An 18245-nucleotide genomic window follows, 5' to 3' on the forward strand; every position below is an offset into this window, starting at 1 on the left:
TGCATTGGATAAGGTGCTGCAGGCAGCGGCCAATGATCCGGGGGTGTACATCGCTGAGGCATCGATCAGCCCGATGGGGTCGGATATCGGTAAGGTCAGATTGGGGATTTCGACTGCTGCTGTGGATGAGGAGCTGGCTGCGCTGGATAAGCGCTTTGCCGGGCTGATCGACAGCAGCGGTCAACTGGTGTCCGAGAGCCTGAGTGGGGCTGCGAGTAGCAGTGCCGAGGCTCTGGCTGCGCGCCTTGGTGTGGCGCGGGATACCGCCAGTGGCATGGCGCAAAGCAGTCGCGAAGTGGTGCAGAAGGCTGCTGCCGGACTGCGTTGGAATATCAGTGTCGGCTTGGTGGTGGTGGCGCTGCTGATTCTGCTGGTGCTGGCGCTGGTGCTGGGGCAGCGGGTGGTCAGCAAGCTGCATACTTTGATTGCGGTGCTGAACGATTGGGCGGCGGGGGAGGGTGATCTGACCAAGCGCGTCGAGCTCAACAGTCGCGACGAGATTGGTGACATGGCGGCTGCGGTTAATCGTTTCGTGGCCAAGTTACAGCCGATTGTGCGCGAGGCTGGCGAAGTGGCTTCGCTCACTGGGCAGGAGATCGGCAGCTTGACTTCGCGCAGTGCGGCGGCACAAGCAGCCGCCGAGCGCCAGCGCGATGAAGTGGCCGGTAGCCTGCAGGCGCTGGCGGAAATGGCGGGTGAAGCTCAGGCGGAAAGTCAGGCTATGCGCGAGGCTCAGCAGCGGGTGGGTGCGATTCGCCAGGCGGCGGATGAAAATGCGGCGATTGCCCTGCGCGTGGGGGGCTCGATCGAAGAGCTGGTGCAGCGTGTGGAAACCGGTGCGGCGGTGATTGAGCGGCTGGCCAAGCAGAGTGAGCAGATCGAGGTGGTGCTGACGGTAATCCGCTCGATTGCTGAGCAGACCAACTTGCTGGCGTTGAATGCCGCCATCGAAGCGGCGCGAGCGGGCGAAAGTGGGCGCGGCTTTGCCGTGGTGGCCGATGAGGTGCGGGCGCTGGCGAGCAAGACGCAGCAGTCCACCGGTGATATCCAGACCCATATCGGCGCCCTGCAGCAAGGTGCGCGTGAGGCGGTCGATGCAATCAGTCAGGCTGGTAAGCAGGCTGATCAGGGCTTGGCCGCGTTGCGCGAGAGTGCGCGGGTGCAGCAGTCGGTGCGGGCAGCGGTCGAGGAGGTGCATGGCGCAATCAGCGCGGCGACCGAGGCGGCGGCTCATCAGGCTGAGGGTGCTGATGCGGTGCGTGGTCGGGTAGAGGTTATTCACGTCGAGGCGCAACGTGCAGCCGAGGCTGTGGCTGCAACGGCTAACAGTGGGCGTGTGCTGGATGGTTTGGCGAAGAAGCTTAAAGCCAGCCTGGGTCAGTTCCGCGTTTAGCGGTCGGTGGCTGGCGGAGCAGATTGTTCTCCGCCAGCAGGTGCCTGATCAAATCGCAGGCAATAAAAAACCGAGCACTTGGCTCGGTTTTTTTGAAATTTGGTGCCCAGGAGAAGACTCGAACTTCCACGACCTTGCGATCACTGATACCTGAAACCAGCGCGTCTACCAATTCCGCCACCTGGGCACTGCAGCAATGTTCACCGTTACCGGTACGGAGCGTTGCATCCGTTTATTTGCGAAGTGATTTATCAGATCACTTCACGAAATTTGGTGCCCAGGAGAAGACTCGAACTTCCACGACCTTGCGGTCACTGATACCTGAAACCAGCGCGTCTACCAATTCCGCCACCTGGGCACTGAAATCGATGATTGCTCATCTTTTCCGTGTTACAACGTCTGCTCGACGCTGTGGGCGCGAACTATACGGTCGCCCTTTTACCTTGTAAAGCCCTGATGGCGAAAAATTATTGTCGCGCAATGCTGACCCAGAGGGCTTTTTCGCGCTTCAATAGGCACATGGCAAACCGACTCTATATAGAACAGGCGAACACTCTCTAATGGCCGATTGGCAATCCCTCGATCCTGAGGCCGCTCGTGAAGCGGAAAAGTACGAAAACCCCATTCCAAGTCGTGAACTGATCCTCCAGCACCTGGACGAGCGCGGCTCACCTGCGGCGCGTGAAGAGTTGGCCGCAGAGTTCGGCCTGGTCAGTGATGAGCAGCTCGAAGCGCTGCGTCGCCGTCTACGCGCCATGGAGCGTGACGGCCAGTTGATCTATACCCGGCGTGGCACCTATGCCCCGGTGGACAAACTTGACCTGATTCTCGGTCGCGTCAGTGGTCACCGTGATGGCTTCGGCTTTCTGGTGCCGGACGACGGCAGCGATGACCTGTTCCTCAGCCCGGCGCAAATGCGCTTGGTATTCGATGGCGACCGTGCACTGGCGCGGGTTTCTGGTCTGGACCGGCGTGGGCGCCGCGAAGGTGCGATAGTTGAAGTGATCGCCCGTGCCCATGAAAGCATCGTCGGGCGTTACTACGAAGAGCATGGCGTAGGTTTCGTGGTCGCCGACAACCCCAAGATTCAGCAGGAAGTGCTGGTCACGCCCGGCCGTAATGCCGGTGCCAAACAGGGTCAGTTCGTTGAGGTGAAAATCACCCATTGGCCGACCCCACGTTTCCAGCCGCAGGGTGATGTGGTCGAAGTCGTTGGTAACTACATGGCGCCGGGCATGGAGATCGATGTTGCCCTGCGTAGTTATGACATTCCGCATGTCTGGCCTGAAGCCGTGATCAAAGAAGCGCGCAAGCTCAAGCCGGAAGTGGAGGAGAAGGACAAGGAAAAGCGCATTGATCTGCGCCACTTGCCGTTCGTCACCATCGACGGTGAAGACGCCCGCGACTTCGATGATGCGGTGTATTGCGAGAAGAATGGCAGCAACTGGCGGCTGTTCTCTGGTGGCTGGAAGCTCTACGTCGCCATCGCCGACGTATCGCACTACGTGAAGATTGATTCGGCGCTGGACGCCGAGGCCCAGGTGCGCGGCAACTCGGTGTACTTTCCGGAGCGGGTGATCCCGATGCTGCCGGAAGAGCTGTCCAATGGCCTGTGCTCGCTGAACCCGCATGTCGACCGTCTGGCCATGGTGTGCGAGATCAGCATCTCGAAAACCGGCAAGATGACCGATTACCAGTTCTATGAAGCGGTGATCCATTCCCACGCTCGGCTGACCTACAACAAGGTCAGCGCCATGCTTGAACAGCCGAAAAGCAGCGAAGGCAAGGCCCTGCGTAGCGAATATAAGGAGGTGCTGCCGCACCTCAAGCAGCTGTATTCGCTGTATCAGGTATTGCTGGCTGCGCGTCATGAGCGTGGGGCCATCGACTTCGAGACTCAGGAAACCCGCATCATCTTCGGTGCTGGACGCAAGATCGCCGAGATCCGCCCGACCCAGCGCAACGATGCGCACAAGCTGATCGAGGAGTGCATGCTGGCGGCCAACGTTGCCACTGCTGCGTTTATGCAGAAGCATGAAATTCCGGCGCTGTATCGCGTGCACGATGGCCCGCCGCCGGAGCGCGTGGAAAAACTCAAGGCATTCCTCACCGAGTTGGGCTTGTCGCTGCATCGTGGTAAGTCCAAGGACGGCCCGACGCCGAAGGACTATCAGCTGCTGCTGGAAAGCATTCGTGAGCGTCCGGATTACCACCTGATCCAGACCGTGATGCTGCGCTCGCTCAGTCAGGCGGTATACAGCGCTGATAATCAGGGCCACTTTGGCTTGAATTACGACGCCTATGCGCACTTCACTTCGCCAATTCGTCGCTACCCGGATCTGCTGATTCATCGGGCGATTCGCAGCGTGATTCGTTCCAAACTCGATACCCCGCACGTCAAGCGTGCTGGTGCGGCGATCATGCCGCGGGCGCGCATCTATCCGTATGACGATGCGATCCTCGAGCAGTTGGGCGAGCAATGCTCGATGTCCGAGCGTCGCGCCGATGAGGCAACCCGTGATGTGGTGAACTGGCTCAAGTGCGAGTTCATGAAGGATCGCGTGGGTGAGACCTTCCCGGGTGTGATTACCGCGGTGACGGGGTTTGGTCTGTTTGTCGAGTTGCAAGACATCTATGTCGAAGGGTTGGTGCACGTCACTGCCTTGCCGGGTGACTACTACCATTTTGATCCGGTGCATCATCGTCTGGCGGGCGAGCGCAGTGGTCGCAGTTTCCGTCTGGGCGACAGTGTTGAAGTCAAGGTTATGCGTGTCGATCTCGACGAGCGCAAGATCGACTTCGAACTGGCCGAAGGCAAAATGGCTATGCCGGCGGGGGCGGGTCAGCGCCGTGGTGGTTTCGAGTCGGCGGCAGGTCGGGCCGGGCGTCGCAGCGAGCGCGCAACGCCGGGTAATGCCGATGTGGAAAAGAGCCGGGCATTGAAGAAGTCTCTACTCAACGAGTCGAAAGGCAAACCGGCCAAGGGTGCTGCTGGCAAGGGCGACAGCGCTCGCCCGGCCGCCAAGGGTAAGCCGAGTAGCCATCGCAAGGGCACTGCTGGTGGTGCGCCGAGCAGCGGCGGGCCGCGCAAGCGTAAGGCGAAGTCATGAGTCAGCTGGAAAAAATCTACGGCGTGCATGCTGTAGAAGCGCTGCTGCGTCACCATCCGAAGCGGGTCAAGCAGATCTGGCTGGCAGAAGGGCGTAATGATCCGCGAGTGCAAACGCTGCTGGCGTTGGCAGCGGATGCGCGGGTGGCTGTCGGTCAATGCGAACGTCGCGAGATGGATGCTTGGGTCGAAGGCGTGCACCAAGGTGTGGTGGCGGATGTCAGCCCCAGTCAGGTGTGGGGCGAGGCCATGCTGGACGAACTGCTGGATCGCACTGAAGGGGCACCGCTGTTGCTGGTACTCGACGGTGTGACCGATCCGCATAACCTTGGGGCTTGCCTGCGCACGGCCGATGCTGCCGGTGCGCTGGCTGTGATCGTGCCCAAGGACAAATCCGCCACCTTGAACGCCACGGTGCGCAAGGTGGCCTGCGGTGCGGCGGAAGTGATTCCGTTGGTGGCCGTGACCAACCTGGCGCGCAGCTTGGAGAAGTTGCAGCAGCGCGGTCTGTGGGTCGTCGGTACGGCCGGCGAGGCCGAGCAGGAACTCTACGAACATGACCTGACCGGGCCGACCGTGCTGGTTATGGGTGCTGAAGGCAAAGGCATGCGGCGGCTGACTCGTGAGCACTGTGATTATCTGGTCAAGCTACCCATGGCCGGCAGCGTCAGCAGCCTAAATGTCTCGGTGGCGACCGGTGTCTGTCTGTTTGAAGCACTGCGTCAGCGCAAGGCTGGCAGCAAAGCCTAGTGCCTGTCGGGCGTCTCGCGACGCCCGTGATTCTGATGTGCAGCGCGACCTTCCCCTGTTCAGGGGTTGCTTGCGTACTGTTCAAATAATCACCAGTTTGCCTTGCGTGTGGCAGGGGGCTTCTCTAGAATGTCGCCCCTTGCCGCGACGGCAGGTGCTTTTGTGCCTTTTTGTTGTGGCAAGACAAACAAGTGAACTTCACTCCTTGCCTGACCGCGTTTGGCGGCAGGCTACAACCCGTAAGGAGCATTTATGCGTCATTACGAAATCATCTTTCTGGTTCACCCGGACCAGAGCGAGCAAGTCGGCGGCATGGTTGAGCGTTACACCAAGCTGATCGAAGAAGACGGCGGCAAAATTCACCGCCTGGAAGATTGGGGCCGTCGTCAGCTGGCTTACGCCATCAACAACGTCCACAAAGCTCACTACGTCATGCTGAACGTAGAGTGCACCGGCAAAGCCCTGGCTGAGCTGGAAGACAACTTCCGTTACAACGATGCCGTGATCCGTAACCTGGTCATCCGTCGCGACGAAGCCGTTACCGAACAGTCCGAAATGCTGAAAGCTGAGGAAAATCGTAGCGAGCGCCGCGAGCGTCGTGATCGTTCTGAAAGCGCTGACTCTGCCGATGGCGATGACAGCGACAACAGCGACAGCGATAACGCTGACGAGTAATCCACGGATCTATTGAGGAGCCACTCTCATGGCACGTTTCTTCCGTCGTCGTAAGTTCTGCCGTTTCACTGCTGAAGACGTGAAAGAGATCGATTTCAAAGATCTCAACACTCTGAAAGCCTACATCTCGGAAACCGGCAAAATCGTTCCAAGCCGTATCACCGGTACCAAGGCTCGTTATCAGCGTCAGCTGGCTACCGCTATCAAGCGCGCCCGCTTCCTGGCCCTGCTGCCTTACACCGACAGCCACGGCCGCTGAGACCGGATGTTCGACAAGAAGTAAGGGATAAATTGCATGCGCGCCTTAGCTGAATTCATTATGCGCGGCCGTATGCAGGCCACTCTCGTAGTGGTGGTTTCTGCGGCATTGCCGCTGCTGTTCTGGTTGAGTGCTGCCGCTGGAAGCCTGGTGCTTCTGCGGCGCGGTTGGAGTGATGCCGCTGGCATCCTCGCCTGGGCCCTGCTGCCTGCCATTGGCTGGTGGTGTTTCGGTGAGCCGCGCACCCTGTTGGTGTTGCTCGGTGCGCTGGGATTGGCGTTGTTGTTACGCGCCAACTTGTCCTGGAATCGTGTGCTGCTGTGCAGTGTGGCATTGGGCCTGGTGTATGGGCTGATCTTGGGTGCGGTGTTCCGCGAACCCATTGATGCAATGGCGCTTGAGCTGCAAAAGCTGATGCCGCAAATGCTCGATGGGGTTCACCAACAGATGTCGGTGGATGAGCGAGCGCGTCTGGATAGCCTGATTGCACCGGTACTGACCGGATTGATCGCGGCGTTGTTGCAGACAGTCAGCCTGTTGAGCCTGATCCTTGGGCGCTTCTGGCAGGCGCAGTTGTATAACCCGGGTGGTTTTGGCCGCGAGTTTCGCGCGCTGCGCCTCCCGCCTCCGCTGGCGATGCTGTTGCTGGTCGGTATGCTGTTGGGGCCCAATCTGGGGCCGCAAATGGCCATGCTGACACCGCTGTGCAGTGTGCCGCTGGCGTTTGCAGGCATCGCCCTGTTGCATGGGCTGGTGGCGCAAGGGCGGTTGGCGAAGTTCTGGCTGGTTGGGTTGTACATCACGCTGTTGCTGTTTATGCAGCTGACTTATCCGTTACTGGTGGTTTTGGCCATTGTCGACAGTCTGTTTGATTTTCGTGGTCGCTTTGAGCGCAAGCACGGCTCGGGCCCCGCGAACGGTGAAGGTTAAAAGTTAAGAGGTTATTACCAAATGGAACTGATCCTGCTGGAAAAAATCGCCAACCTGGGCAACCTGGGCGATAAAGTGAATGTTAAGGCCGGTTACGGTCGTAACTTCCTGCTGCCGCAAGGCAAAGCCACTGCTGCTACTCCTGCAAACGTTGCTGCGTTTGAAGCGCGTCGCGCTGAGCTGGAAAAACTGGCTGCCGAGAAGAAAGCTTACGCTGAATCCCGCGCTGCTCAGTTGGCTGAACTGGAAGTCACCATCACCGCTACCGCGGGCGATGAAGGCAAACTGTTCGGCTCCATCGGTACTCACGACATCGCTGAAGCCCTGACCGCCTCTGGCGTTGAAGTGGCCAAAGCTGAAGTGCGTCTGCCGAACGGCACCATTCGTCAACTCGGCGAATACGACGTAGCCGTGCACCTGCACAGCGACGTTGAAGCAACCGTCAAGGTTGTCGTCGTAGCAGCCTAATCAGCTCGCGACTAAGTGGGCTTGCACTCAGGTGCCGGGCCGCTAACAATCAGGCACGACATTACGCAAGTGATGTCGTGCCTTTTGTTTTGTGAACACAGAATTTTGCCCAGAGCCCTATGAACGACACCAGCCTGCCCGAACAGTACGACCTGCAAACCTCCGCCCTGAAGGTGCCGCCGCACTCGATCGAGGCCGAGCAAGCCGTACTCGGTGGTCTGATGCTCGACAACAATGCCTGGGAGCGCGTGCTGGATCAGGTCTCCGATGGCGACTTCTATCGACATGACCACCGGCTGATCTTTCGCGCCGTGCACAAGCTGGCCGAGCGCAATCACCCCTTTGACGTGGTGACTCTGTCCGAGCAACTGGACAAGGAGGGGCAGCTGTCCCAGGTCGGCGGCTTGGCCTATCTCGGTGAGCTGGCCAAGAACACCCCCTCGGTGGCCAACATCAAGGCCTATGCGCAGATCATTCGCGAGCGGGCCACCCTGCGCAAATTGATTGGCATCAGCAACGAGATTGCCGACAGCGCCTATGCCCCGGAAGGGCGTACTGGCGAGGAAATCCTCGATGAAGCTGAACGGCTGATCTTCCAGATCGCCGAAGCGCGGCCGAAGACCGGTGGCCCGGTGGGGATCAACGACATCCTGGTCAAGGCCATCGACCGCATCGACGAGCTGTTCAACAATGGCGATGCGATTACCGGCTTGTCTACCGGTTTTACCGATCTGGACAACCTGACCAGCGGCTTGCAGCCAGCCGACATGATCATCGTCGCCGGTCGTCCCTCCATGGGTAAGACCACTTTCGCCATGAACCTGGTGGAAAACGCGCTGATGCGCAGCGACAAGTCGATCCTGGTGTACTCTCTGGAAATGCCCTCGGAATCCATCGTGATTCGTATGCTGGCGTCCCTGGGGCGTATCGATCAGACCAAGGTGCGCGCCGGTCGCCTGGATGATGATGATTGGCCGCGGCTGACCAGTGCGGTCAACCTGCTCAACGACCGTAAGCTGTTTATCGACGATACCGCTGGCATCTCGCCGTCGGAAATGCGTGCGCGCACCCGGCGTCTGGCACGTGAGCATGGTGAGATCGGCCTGATCATGGTCGACTACCTGCAACTGATGCAGATTCCCGGTTCCAGCGGCGATAGCCGGGTCAATGAGATTTCGGAAATCTCGCGCTCGCTCAAGGCCCTGGCCAAGGAGTTCAACTGCCCGGTGATCGCTCTGTCGCAGCTTAACCGTGGCCTGGAACAGCGCCCGAACAAACGCCCGATCAACTCTGACTTGCGTGAATCGGGTGCGATCGAGCAGGACGCCGACATCATCCTGTTCGTCTACCGTGACGAGGTCTATCACCCCGAGACCGAGTACAAGGGTGTCGCCGAAATCATCATCGGCAAGCAGCGTAACGGTCCGCTGGGTACAGCGCGGCTGGCCTTCCTTGGCAAGTATTCACGCTTTGAGAACCTGGCGCCGGGCAGTTATCAGTTCGACGACGAGTAACTGACTCGCGGGAAACAGGCCTTGTTGCCGCGCCAGATCAATAAAAACGGGCGGCCAGTGGTTAAACTGGCCGCCCGTTTGGCTTTAAGGACCCTGCCCCCATGCGCCCGCTTGTTGCCACTGTCGATTTATCCGCAATTGCCCACAACTACGCGCAGGCCAAACGCTGTGCGCCGGGACGGCAGGCGTTTGCGGTGGTCAAGGCGAATGCCTATGGGCATGGTGTACGCGAGGTGGTGACGGCTTTGCACGATGTCGCCGACGGCTTTGCCGTGGCCAGTCTGGAGGAGGCCGCCGAGGTGCGCGCGTTGCATGGCGCGGCGCGGATTCTGTTGCTTGAAGGCTGCTTCGAGGCAGATGAGTACGCGTTCGCCGCGCAGTTGGGCCTGGATGTGGTGCTGCACAGTGAGCAGCAGGCGCAGCAACTGCTCGCGGCCAATCTGGCGCGGCCGCTGAACCTGTGGCTGAAACTGGACAGCGGCATGCATCGCCTGGGCTTCAGCGCCGCTGCTGCGCGTGACTGGCATGGGCGTTTGCAGGGCGCTGCGCAGGTGGCCGAGTTGAATCTGCTCAGTCACTTTGCCTGCGCCGATGAGCGCGGCAGCGAGACCACCGAATGGCAGCTGGAGCAGTTTCTCGATCTGCTGGATCTGGACTTCGCGCAGCGCTCGCTGGCCAACTCGGCGGCGATTCTGACCATCCCGGCTGCGCATATGGATTGGTTGCGCCCCGGCATCATGCTCTATGGCGCTACGCCCTTTACTGACCTGAGTGCGGTGCAGCTGGGCCTGCGTGCAGCGATGAGCCTGACTGCGCAGCTGATTGCCTGTCGCGAGATTGCCGTTGGTGAAACGGTGGGCTATGGCGACACCTGGCGCGCCGAGCGTGTGTCACGCATCGGCACCGTGAGCTGTGGTTATGCCGACGGTTATCCGCGTCATGCGCCGGCGGGAACACCCGTGGTGATTCTGGGGCAACGGGTACCGGTGGTGGGGCGGGTGTCGATGGACATGCTGACAGTCGATCTCACCGATTTGCCGCAAGCGGTTGAAGGCGACGCAGTGGAGCTGTGGGGGGCGCAGTTGCCGGTGGACGAGGTGGCGCAAGCAGCGGGCACCATCGGTTACGAGTTGCTCAGCAAGGTCACTGCGCGGGTGCCACGCCGTTACCGGCGCGGCTGAATCAGAGCAGGCCGCTGGGTACGCTGAGCACATCCAGGTGCAGGCGTGTGCTGTCGCTGAGCTCGCCATCTTCGCCGCACACTGCCGAGCCTGAACGGCCACGGGTTTTGACCCGATAAAGCATCTCGTCAGCGGCTTTGTATAACGCGGCAAAGTTACCGGCGTGCTGCGGGTAGAGCGCCACGCCGATGCTGATGGTCACCGTCAGGCGTTCGGCGCCATAGAGCACGGGTTTGGCCAGCTCTGCCAGTAATCGTTCGGCGATTTCCCGCGCGTGCGTTTCGGCGTCTGCGCCGCATACCAAGGTCGCGAACTCGTCGCCCCCCAGACGGGCCACGGTATCGCCTGCGCGTACATGCTCGCGCAGGCGCTGGGCGATGCACTGCAGCATCAGGTCGCCGGCATCGTGGCCGTGCTTGTCGTTGATCGGCTTGAAATGGTCGAGGTCGATCAGCAGCAGGGCAATCGCTTCATTGTGGCGGCGCGCATTGGCCAGTGCGGTTTCACAGCGTTCAATCAGGTAACGTCGGTTCGGCAACTCGGTCAGCGGGTCGTGAAACGCGGCGTGCTGCAATTCACGTTCGCGTTGCCGCAGGCGCTCATTGGCCGCCGCCAGTTCGGCGGTGCGCAGGTCAACCGCGTGCTGCAGTTCAGCGGTATTGGCCTGGGCCTGGGCTAGGCGTGCGGTTTTCTCGCGGTCTGCCTGAAGCACGGCGTCGGCTTTTTCCTGCTTGAGAATCTGGATGCGATAAGCCAGGGCGAAGGAAAACAGAATCGCCTCGGCGGCCACGGCCAACGGGAACAGGTAGGCGGTGGATTCGCCCGGCTGCACCACGCCGGCGGCGCGCAATACCAGCACCACAAAGCTGAGCAGTACGCTGCCGTAGCCCAGTAGGTAGAACAGCGCTGGAATAAAACCCTGCTTCCAGCGAATCGCTGAGCTGATCAGCAGGGTGGGTACAGTCACTATCGGAATCAGACCGATCAGCAGGCCCGTTTCACTGCGATAGCCGGCCAGGTTGACCCCCAGGGCCAGCAGATAGACCGCGATGCAGCCATTGAGAATGTGATGCGCCAGGCGTAGGTGGGTGCGAGTGGACAGGAGTTCCTGAGCGAAGCGCAGAATACCCAGGCTGACCAGGATCGGCAGGGTGATGCGGTCCAGCCAGGTGGGCACCGGTCCGTTGGGCCAGAGGTACTGGAAGCCATGGCCGCTCATGCTGGCGATAAACACCAGCGATGCACCCATGGTCAGTACATACCAGAGGTAGGCGCGGTCGCGCAGGGCCAGCAGGATAAACAGGTTGTACAGCAGCAGGGCGAGAATCACTCCGTAGATCAGACCGAGCAGCAGATGTTCGCGTTTGGCCAGTTGCTCAAGGTCGTGCAGTTGCCAGGCACGCAGCGGGAAGGAGTTACCGGCGGGGTCATAGGTACGCAAATAAATGGTCAGCGGCTGTTGCCCAAGGTCTGGCAGGCGGAACACGGCGCGGCGGTAGTCGTGGTCGCGGCCTTCGGCAAAACCGACGCGCTCGCCGGCCTGGCGTTGTTGCCATTGGCCATCGGCACCGGGCAGATACAGTTGCAGGTCGAGCAGGGTGACTGCGCCAACCTCCAGCCACCACTGGCTGGGCGCATCGCTGCCGCGCTGCAGGTTGAGCTTGATCCACCAGGGGTTGCGACTCTGGCCGACGCTGGTGCGTCCGGCGGCCGGCTGAAAGCGGCTTTGCACCGCAGGGTCGGCCATATCGGCGATGCTCAGCTGGCCACCGACATCTTCCAGGAGTTCGATCCGATCATTGAGCACGCTGCCGCTGCTCGGGGCGCTCAGAGTGATCGGTGCGGCGTTTAGGGCGCTGCTGGCCAGGAGCAGAACAAGGAGTAGGCGCTGCACTGCGGACTTCCTGTGTCGAGTGGCGTTTGCCGCGAGTATAGGCGCTTATGTGCGGGTGATCACAGGAGATCGCTGCTAGTCGTTGGTTGGGTGATGCTGGGCGAGCGGTATCAGCTCAGGCCGCTGGGAACATTCAGCACATCTAGGTGTAAGCGTGCTTCGCTGCTCAGCTCGCCGTCTTCACCGCAGACCGCCCAGCCAGAGCGGCCACGGCTCTTGACCTTGTAGAGCATCTCGTCGGCGGCCTTGTATAGCGTGGTGAAATTGCTGGCGTGGCGGGGGTACAGCGCCACGCCAATGCTGATGGTGACCGTCAGGCGCTCGGCGCCGTAGATCACCGGTTTGGCCAGTTCGGCCAGCAGGCGGCGGGCAATTTCGCGGGCATGCTGCTCGGCATCGTCCCCACCTATGAGCACGGCAAACTCATCGCCACCCAGGCGCGCTACCGCGTCACCGGCGCGCACATGTTCGCGTAGACGTTGAGCGATGCTTTGTAGCATCAGGTCGCCGGCGTCGTGGCCGTATCGGTCGTTGATTGGTTTGAAGTGGTCGAGGTCAATCAGTAGCAGAGCCGTGGCTTCACTGTGCCGACGAGCGTTGGCCAATGCCGCCTCGCAGCGCTCGACCAGAAAACGGCGATTCGGCAGTTCGGTCAACGGATCATGGAAGGCTGCGTGTTGCAATTCGCGTTCGCGCTGCAGCAAGCGCTCGTTGGTGGCGGCGAGTTCTGCTGTGCGCTGCTCTACCGAGTGCTTGAGCTCGGCAGCGTTGGCTTGGGCCTGAGCCAGACGTGCGGTTTTCTCGCGGTCGACCTGCTGCAGGGCTTCGGCCTTCTCCTGCTTGAGCATCTGAATGCGGTAAGCCAGAGCGAACGAGAACAGAATGGTTTCTGCCGCAACCGAAATCGGGAACAGGTAAGCGGTGAAGTTGCTGGGTTCGATCAGTCCGGCGGCGCGCATGACCAGCACAACCGTGCTGGCGAGTACCGCCCCGTAACCCAGCAGGTAAAAGCGTGAAGGGATAAAGCCTTGATAGCAGCGCACTCCAGCGCTGAACAGTGCGGTCGGGACGGTGACAATTGGGGTCAGGGCAATCATCAACGCACCTTCGGCGCGGTAGCCGAAGGCATTGATCACGATGGCGATGACATAGAGGATGCAGCCTGCATTCAGCAGCCGGTGCGGCCAGATCAAGCCGCGCTTGGTGTAGAGCAGCTCCTGAGTGAAGCGCATGACAAATATGCCCCACAGGGAAGGTAGGGTGATGCGATCGAGCCAGAAGGGCACGGGATCATCCGGCCAGAGGTATTGGGCGCCGTGGCCGGTCATGCTGAGAATAAAGATCAGCACGCAGGCCGTTGCCATCACGTACCAGAAATAGGCGCGGTCGCGCAGGGCTACCAGAATGAACAGGTTGTACAGCAGCAGGGCGAGAATCACCCCGTAGATCAGACCAAAGCCGATGTTTTCGTTGCCTGCCTGTTGTGCCAGGTCCGGCAGTTGCCAGATTTTCAGCGGGAAGGAGTTCCCCGCCGGGTCCAGGCTGCGGAAGTACAGGGTTAGCGGCTGTTCGCCAATTTCGGGTAGCTGGAACACCATGCGGCGGTAGGCATAGTCGCGGCCATCCAGATAGGGCACGGCCTCGCCGGTTTCGCGCACCGTCCAGCCGCCTTGGCCGTCAGGCAGATAAAGCTGCAGGTTGAAGATGGTGATACCGGCATTTTCCAGCCACCACTGGCTGGGAGCATCGCTGCTGCGTTGCAGGGTAACCTTGACCCACCAGGGGTTGCGGCTCTGACCAACGGTGGCACGGCCTGCCGCCGGCTGGAAGCGGCTCTGCACGGCCGGGTCGGCCATGTCGCGGATGGTCAGTTGGGCGCCGACATCTTCCAGCAGTTCAATCTGTTCATTCAATGAACTGCCGCTGCTTTGCGGGGTGAGCACGATTGCGGCTTGGGCCAGGCCATTGGCCAGTGCCAGACTCAGCGTGAAAAGGATCGAAAAGGCTAAGCGTTGCACCAGATGTGCTCCTGATCTCGGCTATTGGCGGCCGATGTTGTGCGCTGGAGTATAGCCGTAAGCCACTACTGTGAAGCTACAGCGCGCGGATGGTTTTTTGCGTGTTAATCCGAGCGTCTGAGTCGGGTTTGGTTAAATTTTGTGCTATATTCCGCGCCCGCGATTTTCCATCCCTGTTCGCCAACGCCGGTCACTTTTCATGCCCATGCAAGCCGCCAAGCCGTTATTCGATTATCCAAAGTACTGGGCCGAGTGTTTCGGGCCGGCGCCGTTCCTGCCAATGAGCCGGGAAGAGATGGATCAGCTCGGCTGGGACAGCTGCGACATCATTATCGTGACCGGTGACGCCTATGTGGATCATCCCTCGTTCGGCATGGCCATTATTGGCCGGCTGCTGGAGTCGCAAGGCTTTCGCGTGGGCATCATCGCCCAGCCGAACTGGCAGTCGAAAGACGACTTCATGAAGCTTGGCGAGCCGAACCTGTTCTTCGGCGTCGCGGCCGGCAACATGGACTCGATGATCAACCGCTACACCGCGGACAAGAAAATCCGCTCGGACGACGCCTACACCCCCGGCGGCCTGGCCGGCAAACGTCCGGACCGCGCCAGCCTGGTGTACAGCCAGCGCTGCAAGGAAGCCTACAAACACGTGCCGATCGTGCTCGGCGGCATCGAAGCCTCGCTGCGCCGCATTGCCCATTACGATTACTGGCAGGATCGCGTGCGCAACTCGATCCTGATCGACGCCAGCGCCGACATCCTGCTGTACGGCAACGCCGAGCGCGCCATCGTCGAAGTGGCCCAGCGCCTGTCCTACGGCCACAAGATCGAAGACATCACTGACGTGCGTGGCACCGCGTTTATTCGCCGTGACACGCCGCAGGGTTGGTACGAAGTGGACTCCACCCGTATCGACCGCCCGGGCAAGATCGACAAGATCATCAACCCGTATGTGAATACTCAGGACACCCAGGCCTGCGCCATCGAGCAAGAGAAAGGCCCTGTCGAGGATCCGAACGAACCGAAGGTTGTGCAGATTCTTGCCAGCCCGCGGATGACTCGCGACAAGACGGTGATCCGTCTGCCGTCTATGGAGAAGGTGCGCAACGACCCAGTGCTCTACGCCCACGCCAACCGCGTGCTGCACCTGGAAACCAATCCGGGTAACGCCCGTGCGCTGGTGCAGAAGCATGGCGAAGTTGACGTGTGGTTCAACCCGCCACCCATTCCCATGACCACCGAAGAAATGGACTACGTGTTCGGCATGCCCTATCAGCGCGTGCCACACCCTGCCTACGGCAAGGAAAAAATCCCGGCCTACGAGATGATCCGCTTCTCGGTGAACATCATGCGCGGCTGTTTCGGCGGCTGCACCTTCTGCTCGATCACCGAGCACGAAGGGCGGATCATCCAGAACCGCTCGGAAGAGTCGATCATTCGCGAGATCGAAGAAATCCGCGACAAGGTGCCGGGCTTTACCGGAGTGATCTCCGACCTCGGCGGGCCGACTGCCAACATGTACCGTATCGCCTGCAAGAGCCCGGAAATCGAATCCGCCTGCCGCAAGCCGTCCTGCGTGTTCCCCGGCATCTGCCCGAACCTGAATACCGATCACTCCAGCCTGATTCAGCTGTACCGCAGCGCCCGCGCGCTGCCGGGGGTGAAGAAGATTCTGATTGCCTCGGGTCTGCGCTACGACCTGGCCGTCGAGTCTCCGGAGTATGTGAAGGAGCTGGTCACCCACCACGTCGGCGGCTACCTGAAGATCGCCCCGGAGCACACCGAGGAAGGCCCGCTGAATCAGATGATGAAGCCGGGCATTGGTAGCTACGACAAGTTCAAGCGCATGTTCGAGAAGTACTCGAAAGAGGCGGGCAAAGAGCAGTACCTGATCCCGTACTTTATCGCTGCGCACCCAGGCACCACCGACGAGGACATGATGAACCTCGCCCTGTGGCTCAAGGGCAACGGCTTCCGCGCCGACCAGGTGCAGGCGTTCTACCCCTCGCCGATGGCCACTGCCACGGCCATGTACCACTCGGGCAAGAACCCGCTGCGCAAGGTCAGCTACAAGAGCGACGGTGTGACCATCGTCAAGAGTGAAGAGCAGCGCCGTCTGCACAAGGCCTTCCTGCGTTACCACGACCCGAAAGGCTGGCCGATGCTGCGTGAGGCGCTGTTGCGCATGGGCCGTGGCGATCTGATTGGTAATGGCAAACACCAGCTGATTCCGGCTTTCCAGCCCAAGGTCGACGAGTACCACAGCGCACGGCGGAAGAACTCGACGCCGGCTGGTAGCCACAAGGTTGCCAAGGACACCAGCAAGGGCAAGCCAATGCTGACCCAGCACACTGGCTTGCCGCCGCGTGATACTGGTGCGGCCGGTGGCAACCCCTGGGACAAGCGCGAGCAGGCCAAGGCCGCAGCGCAGGCGCGCAACCAGCAGGCGGCCAAGGAGCGTGCTGATGCGGCCAAGGGTAAAGGCAAGAAGCCGGTGAAGAAGCCGGCCGTGCCGCGCTGATTCTGCAGTCATAAAAAACGCCAGCTTCGAGCTGGCGTTTTTTATGCTGGCGTTTGCCGTTGTGTCGCGGCTAAAGCCCCTCCCACGGAGCCCGATGCGTTTGTGGGAGGGGCTTTAGCCGCGAGCTGTTGCAGTGTTTAGCCGTAACGCTTATGCGCTTCGATGGCCAGGCCGCTGCCGATGCTGCCGAAGGTGTTGCCTTCCACGTGCTGGGCATTGGGCAGCATTGCCGCGACGCTCTGGCGCAGCGCCGGAATACCGCTGGAACCGCCGGTAAAGAACACCGTGTCGACCTGCTCGACACCGACGCCGGCATCGCCGAGCAGTTGGGTGACGCTGGCGCGCACGCGCTCCAGCAGCGGCTCGATCGCCCCTTCGAACAGCTCGCGGGTCAGCTCGGCGACCAGTCCTTCTTCCAGGCGGCTGAGGTCGATGGGCCGGGCATCCTGCTCGGTCAGGGCGATCTTGCTTTCCTCCACCTGCATGGCCAGCCAATGACCGTCACGGCGTTCGATCAGCTGGAACAGACGATCGATGCCGGTGGGGTCGACGATGTCGTAGCGCATGCTCTGCAACTGGCGCTGCGACTGCGCCGAGTACACCGCGTTGATGGTGTGCCAGGTGGCCAGGTTGAGGTGGGTGCTGGTGGGCATCGGCGCATCGCTCTTCATCCGGCTGCCGTAACCGAACAGCGGCATGACGCCGGCCAGCGACAGTTGCTTGTCGAAGTCGGTACCGCCGATATGCACGCCGCCGGTGGCGAGGATGTCGCTGTGCCGGTCGGCCACTGCGCGGCGTTCGGGCGCCAGGCGCACCAGGGAGAAGTCCGAGGTACCGCCACCAATATCGACGATCAGGACCAGTTCTTCGCGGTTGATGCCCGACTCATAGTCGAAGGCTGCCGCAATCGGCTCGTACTGGAACGACACGTCCTTGAAGCCGAGTTTGTGCGCCACGGCTACCAGGGTGTTCTGTGCTTCTAGATCGGCCACCGGGTCATCGTCGACGAAGAACACCGGGCGCCCTAGCACCACTTGTTCGAATGGACGTTCGGCCACGGCTTCGGCCCGACTTTTCAGCTCGCCGATAAAGAACCCGAGCAGGTCCTTGAACGGCAGGGCGCTGCCCAGCACGGTGGTTTCGCTTTTCAGCAGCTTTGAACCCAGCAGGCTTTTCAGCGAGCGCATCAGGCGACCTTCGTAGCCTTCCAGGTACTCCTGCAGGGCCAGGCGACCGTAGACTGGGCGGCGTTCTTCAAGGTTGAAGAACACCACAGAGGGCAAGGTGATCTTGCCGTCTTCCAGGGTAAGCAATGTGTCGCTATCGGGGCGTAGCCAGCCGACGGTGGAGTTGGAGGTGCCGAAGTCGATGCCAATGGCGCGGGCGGGAGTGGACGTGGTCATGGTGCAGGCAGCCAGAAAATTACCGGGAGAGGTTCTTGTGGTCGTATCGCTACGGCCCGGAGGGTGGCGCCTGGAAGCGACGACCGCCAAAAACGGCCGCGCATTCTATGTCAGAGCGGCGGCTTGTGCC

The 18245-nt window shown here is 60.8% G+C and carries 13 protein-coding genes, 2 tRNA genes and 1 pseudogene; 11 read left to right on the forward strand and 5 right to left on the reverse strand.

Annotated elements, in window-relative coordinates; translation table 11 throughout:
* Nucleotides 1–274 precede the first annotated feature (274 nt).
* Both IOD17_RS19430 and IOD17_RS19435 read left to right on the forward strand, forming a co-directional pair.
* Nucleotides 275–535 (forward strand): annotated as a pseudogene (locus IOD17_RS19430) (HAMP domain-containing protein); the annotation flags it as partial.
* Nucleotides 509–1393 (forward strand): methyl-accepting chemotaxis protein, encoded by an 885-nt coding sequence (locus tag IOD17_RS19435; protein ID WP_418904251.1) that lies wholly within the window; start codon nt 509–511, stop codon nt 1391–1393. The pseudogene IOD17_RS19430 and the gene IOD17_RS19435, both read left to right, overlap by 27 nt.
* A gap of 100 nt (nt 1394–1493) precedes the next feature.
* Here the strand turns inward: IOD17_RS19435 and IOD17_RS02640 are convergent.
* Nucleotides 1494–1580, reverse strand: a tRNA-Leu gene (locus tag IOD17_RS02640).
* An 84-nt stretch (nt 1581–1664) separates the two neighbouring features.
* Nucleotides 1665–1751 (reverse strand) — tRNA-Leu (locus tag IOD17_RS02645).
* Nucleotides 1752–1953: 202 nt separating this feature from the next.
* Between IOD17_RS02645 and rnr the strand changes: the two genes are divergently transcribed.
* From rnr to alr, 8 genes are all read left to right on the forward strand, one after another.
* Nucleotides 1954–4503 (forward strand): ribonuclease R, encoded by a 2550-nt coding sequence (rnr, locus tag IOD17_RS02650; protein WP_233683559.1) that lies wholly within the window; start codon nt 1954–1956, stop codon nt 4501–4503.
* Entirely contained in the window at nt 4500–5252 is a 753-nt protein-coding gene (gene rlmB, locus IOD17_RS02655; RefSeq protein ID WP_233683560.1) for a 23S rRNA (guanosine(2251)-2'-O)-methyltransferase RlmB, read from the forward strand. The genes rnr and rlmB overlap by 4 nt, the downstream gene beginning before the upstream one ends.
* Nucleotides 5253–5504: 252 nt before the next feature.
* Nucleotides 5505–5927 (forward strand): 30S ribosomal protein S6, encoded by a 423-nt coding sequence (gene rpsF, locus IOD17_RS02660; RefSeq protein WP_108485748.1) that lies wholly within the window; start codon nt 5505–5507, stop codon nt 5925–5927.
* A gap of 28 nt (nt 5928–5955) precedes the next feature.
* On the forward strand, nt 5956–6186 hold the full coding sequence (rpsR, locus tag IOD17_RS02665; RefSeq protein WP_003246847.1) for a 30S ribosomal protein S18: 231 nt from the start codon (nt 5956–5958) through the stop codon (nt 6184–6186).
* A 36-nt stretch (nt 6187–6222) separates the two neighbouring features.
* Nucleotides 6223–7116: a hypothetical protein gene (locus IOD17_RS02670; RefSeq protein ID WP_233683561.1), complete on the forward strand. Its 894-nt coding sequence runs from the start codon at nt 6223–6225 to the stop codon at nt 7114–7116.
* Nucleotides 7117–7137: 21 nt separating this feature from the next.
* Nucleotides 7138–7584 (forward strand): 50S ribosomal protein L9, encoded by a 447-nt coding sequence (gene rplI / locus IOD17_RS02675; RefSeq protein WP_090376762.1) that lies wholly within the window; start codon nt 7138–7140, stop codon nt 7582–7584.
* Nucleotides 7585–7703: 119 nt separating this feature from the next.
* On the forward strand, nt 7704–9098 hold the full coding sequence (gene dnaB / locus IOD17_RS02680; protein WP_233683562.1) for a replicative DNA helicase: 1395 nt from the start codon (nt 7704–7706) through the stop codon (nt 9096–9098).
* Nucleotides 9099–9199: 101 nt separating this feature from the next.
* Complete coding sequence (gene alr / locus IOD17_RS02685) at nt 9200–10279, forward strand: alanine racemase (protein WP_233683563.1); 1080 nt, start codon at nt 9200–9202, stop codon at nt 10277–10279.
* A gap of 1 nt (nt 10280) precedes the next feature.
* Here alr and IOD17_RS02690 read toward each other — a convergent pair whose 3' ends face one another.
* Nucleotides 10281–12173, reverse strand: a complete 1893-nt coding sequence (locus IOD17_RS02690) for a diguanylate cyclase domain-containing protein (RefSeq protein WP_233683564.1) — start codon at nt 12171–12173, stop codon at nt 10281–10283.
* A gap of 110 nt (nt 12174–12283) precedes the next feature.
* Nucleotides 12284–14194, reverse strand: a complete 1911-nt coding sequence (locus IOD17_RS02695) for a diguanylate cyclase (RefSeq protein ID WP_233684500.1) — start codon at nt 14192–14194, stop codon at nt 12284–12286.
* Between the two features lie 202 nt (nt 14195–14396).
* Here IOD17_RS02695 and IOD17_RS02700 point away from each other — a divergent pair, with 202 nt between their 5' ends.
* Entirely contained in the window at nt 14397–16712 is a 2316-nt protein-coding gene (locus IOD17_RS02700; protein WP_233684501.1) for a YgiQ family radical SAM protein, read from the forward strand.
* A gap of 137 nt (nt 16713–16849) precedes the next feature.
* Here the strand turns inward: IOD17_RS02700 and IOD17_RS02705 are convergent, their stop codons facing one another.
* Nucleotides 16850–18115, reverse strand: a complete 1266-nt coding sequence (locus IOD17_RS02705) for an Hsp70 family protein (protein ID WP_233683565.1) — start codon at nt 18113–18115, stop codon at nt 16850–16852.
* Between the last annotated feature and the right edge of the window lie 130 nt (nt 18116–18245).

The organism is Pseudomonas anguilliseptica, assembly GCF_021375795.1.
GTDB classification, from domain to species: domain Bacteria; phylum Pseudomonadota; class Gammaproteobacteria; order Pseudomonadales; family Pseudomonadaceae; genus Aquipseudomonas; species Aquipseudomonas anguilliseptica_A.

Bases quoted from the DNA above. Each gene is read 5' to 3' on its own strand.
- rlmB (WP_233683560.1), top strand. From the start codon at position 4,500: ATGAGTCAGCTGGAAAAAATCTACGGCGTGCATGCTGTAGAAGCGCTG.
- dnaB (WP_233683562.1), top strand. From the start codon at position 7,704: ATGAACGACACCAGCCTGCCCGAACAGTACGACCTGCAAACCTCCGCC.
- IOD17_RS02670 (WP_233683561.1), top strand. From the start codon at position 6,223: ATGCGCGCCTTAGCTGAATTCATTATGCGCGGCCGTATGCAGGCCACT.
- IOD17_RS02700 (WP_233684501.1), top strand. From the start codon at position 14,397: ATGCAAGCCGCCAAGCCGTTATTCGATTATCCAAAGTACTGGGCCGAG.
- rpsF (WP_108485748.1), top strand. From the start codon at position 5,505: ATGCGTCATTACGAAATCATCTTTCTGGTTCACCCGGACCAGAGCGAG.
- rplI (WP_090376762.1), top strand. From the start codon at position 7,138: ATGGAACTGATCCTGCTGGAAAAAATCGCCAACCTGGGCAACCTGGGC.
- alr (WP_233683563.1), top strand. From the start codon at position 9,200: ATGCGCCCGCTTGTTGCCACTGTCGATTTATCCGCAATTGCCCACAAC.
- rpsR (WP_003246847.1), top strand. From the start codon at position 5,956: ATGGCACGTTTCTTCCGTCGTCGTAAGTTCTGCCGTTTCACTGCTGAA.
- rnr (WP_233683559.1), top strand. From the start codon at position 1,954: ATGGCCGATTGGCAATCCCTCGATCCTGAGGCCGCTCGTGAAGCGGAA.
- IOD17_RS19435 (WP_418904251.1), top strand. From the start codon at position 509: ATGGCGGCTGCGGTTAATCGTTTCGTGGCCAAGTTACAGCCGATTGTG.
- IOD17_RS02705 (WP_233683565.1), bottom strand. From the start codon at position 18,115: ATGACCACGTCCACTCCCGCCCGCGCCATTGGCATCGACTTCGGCACC.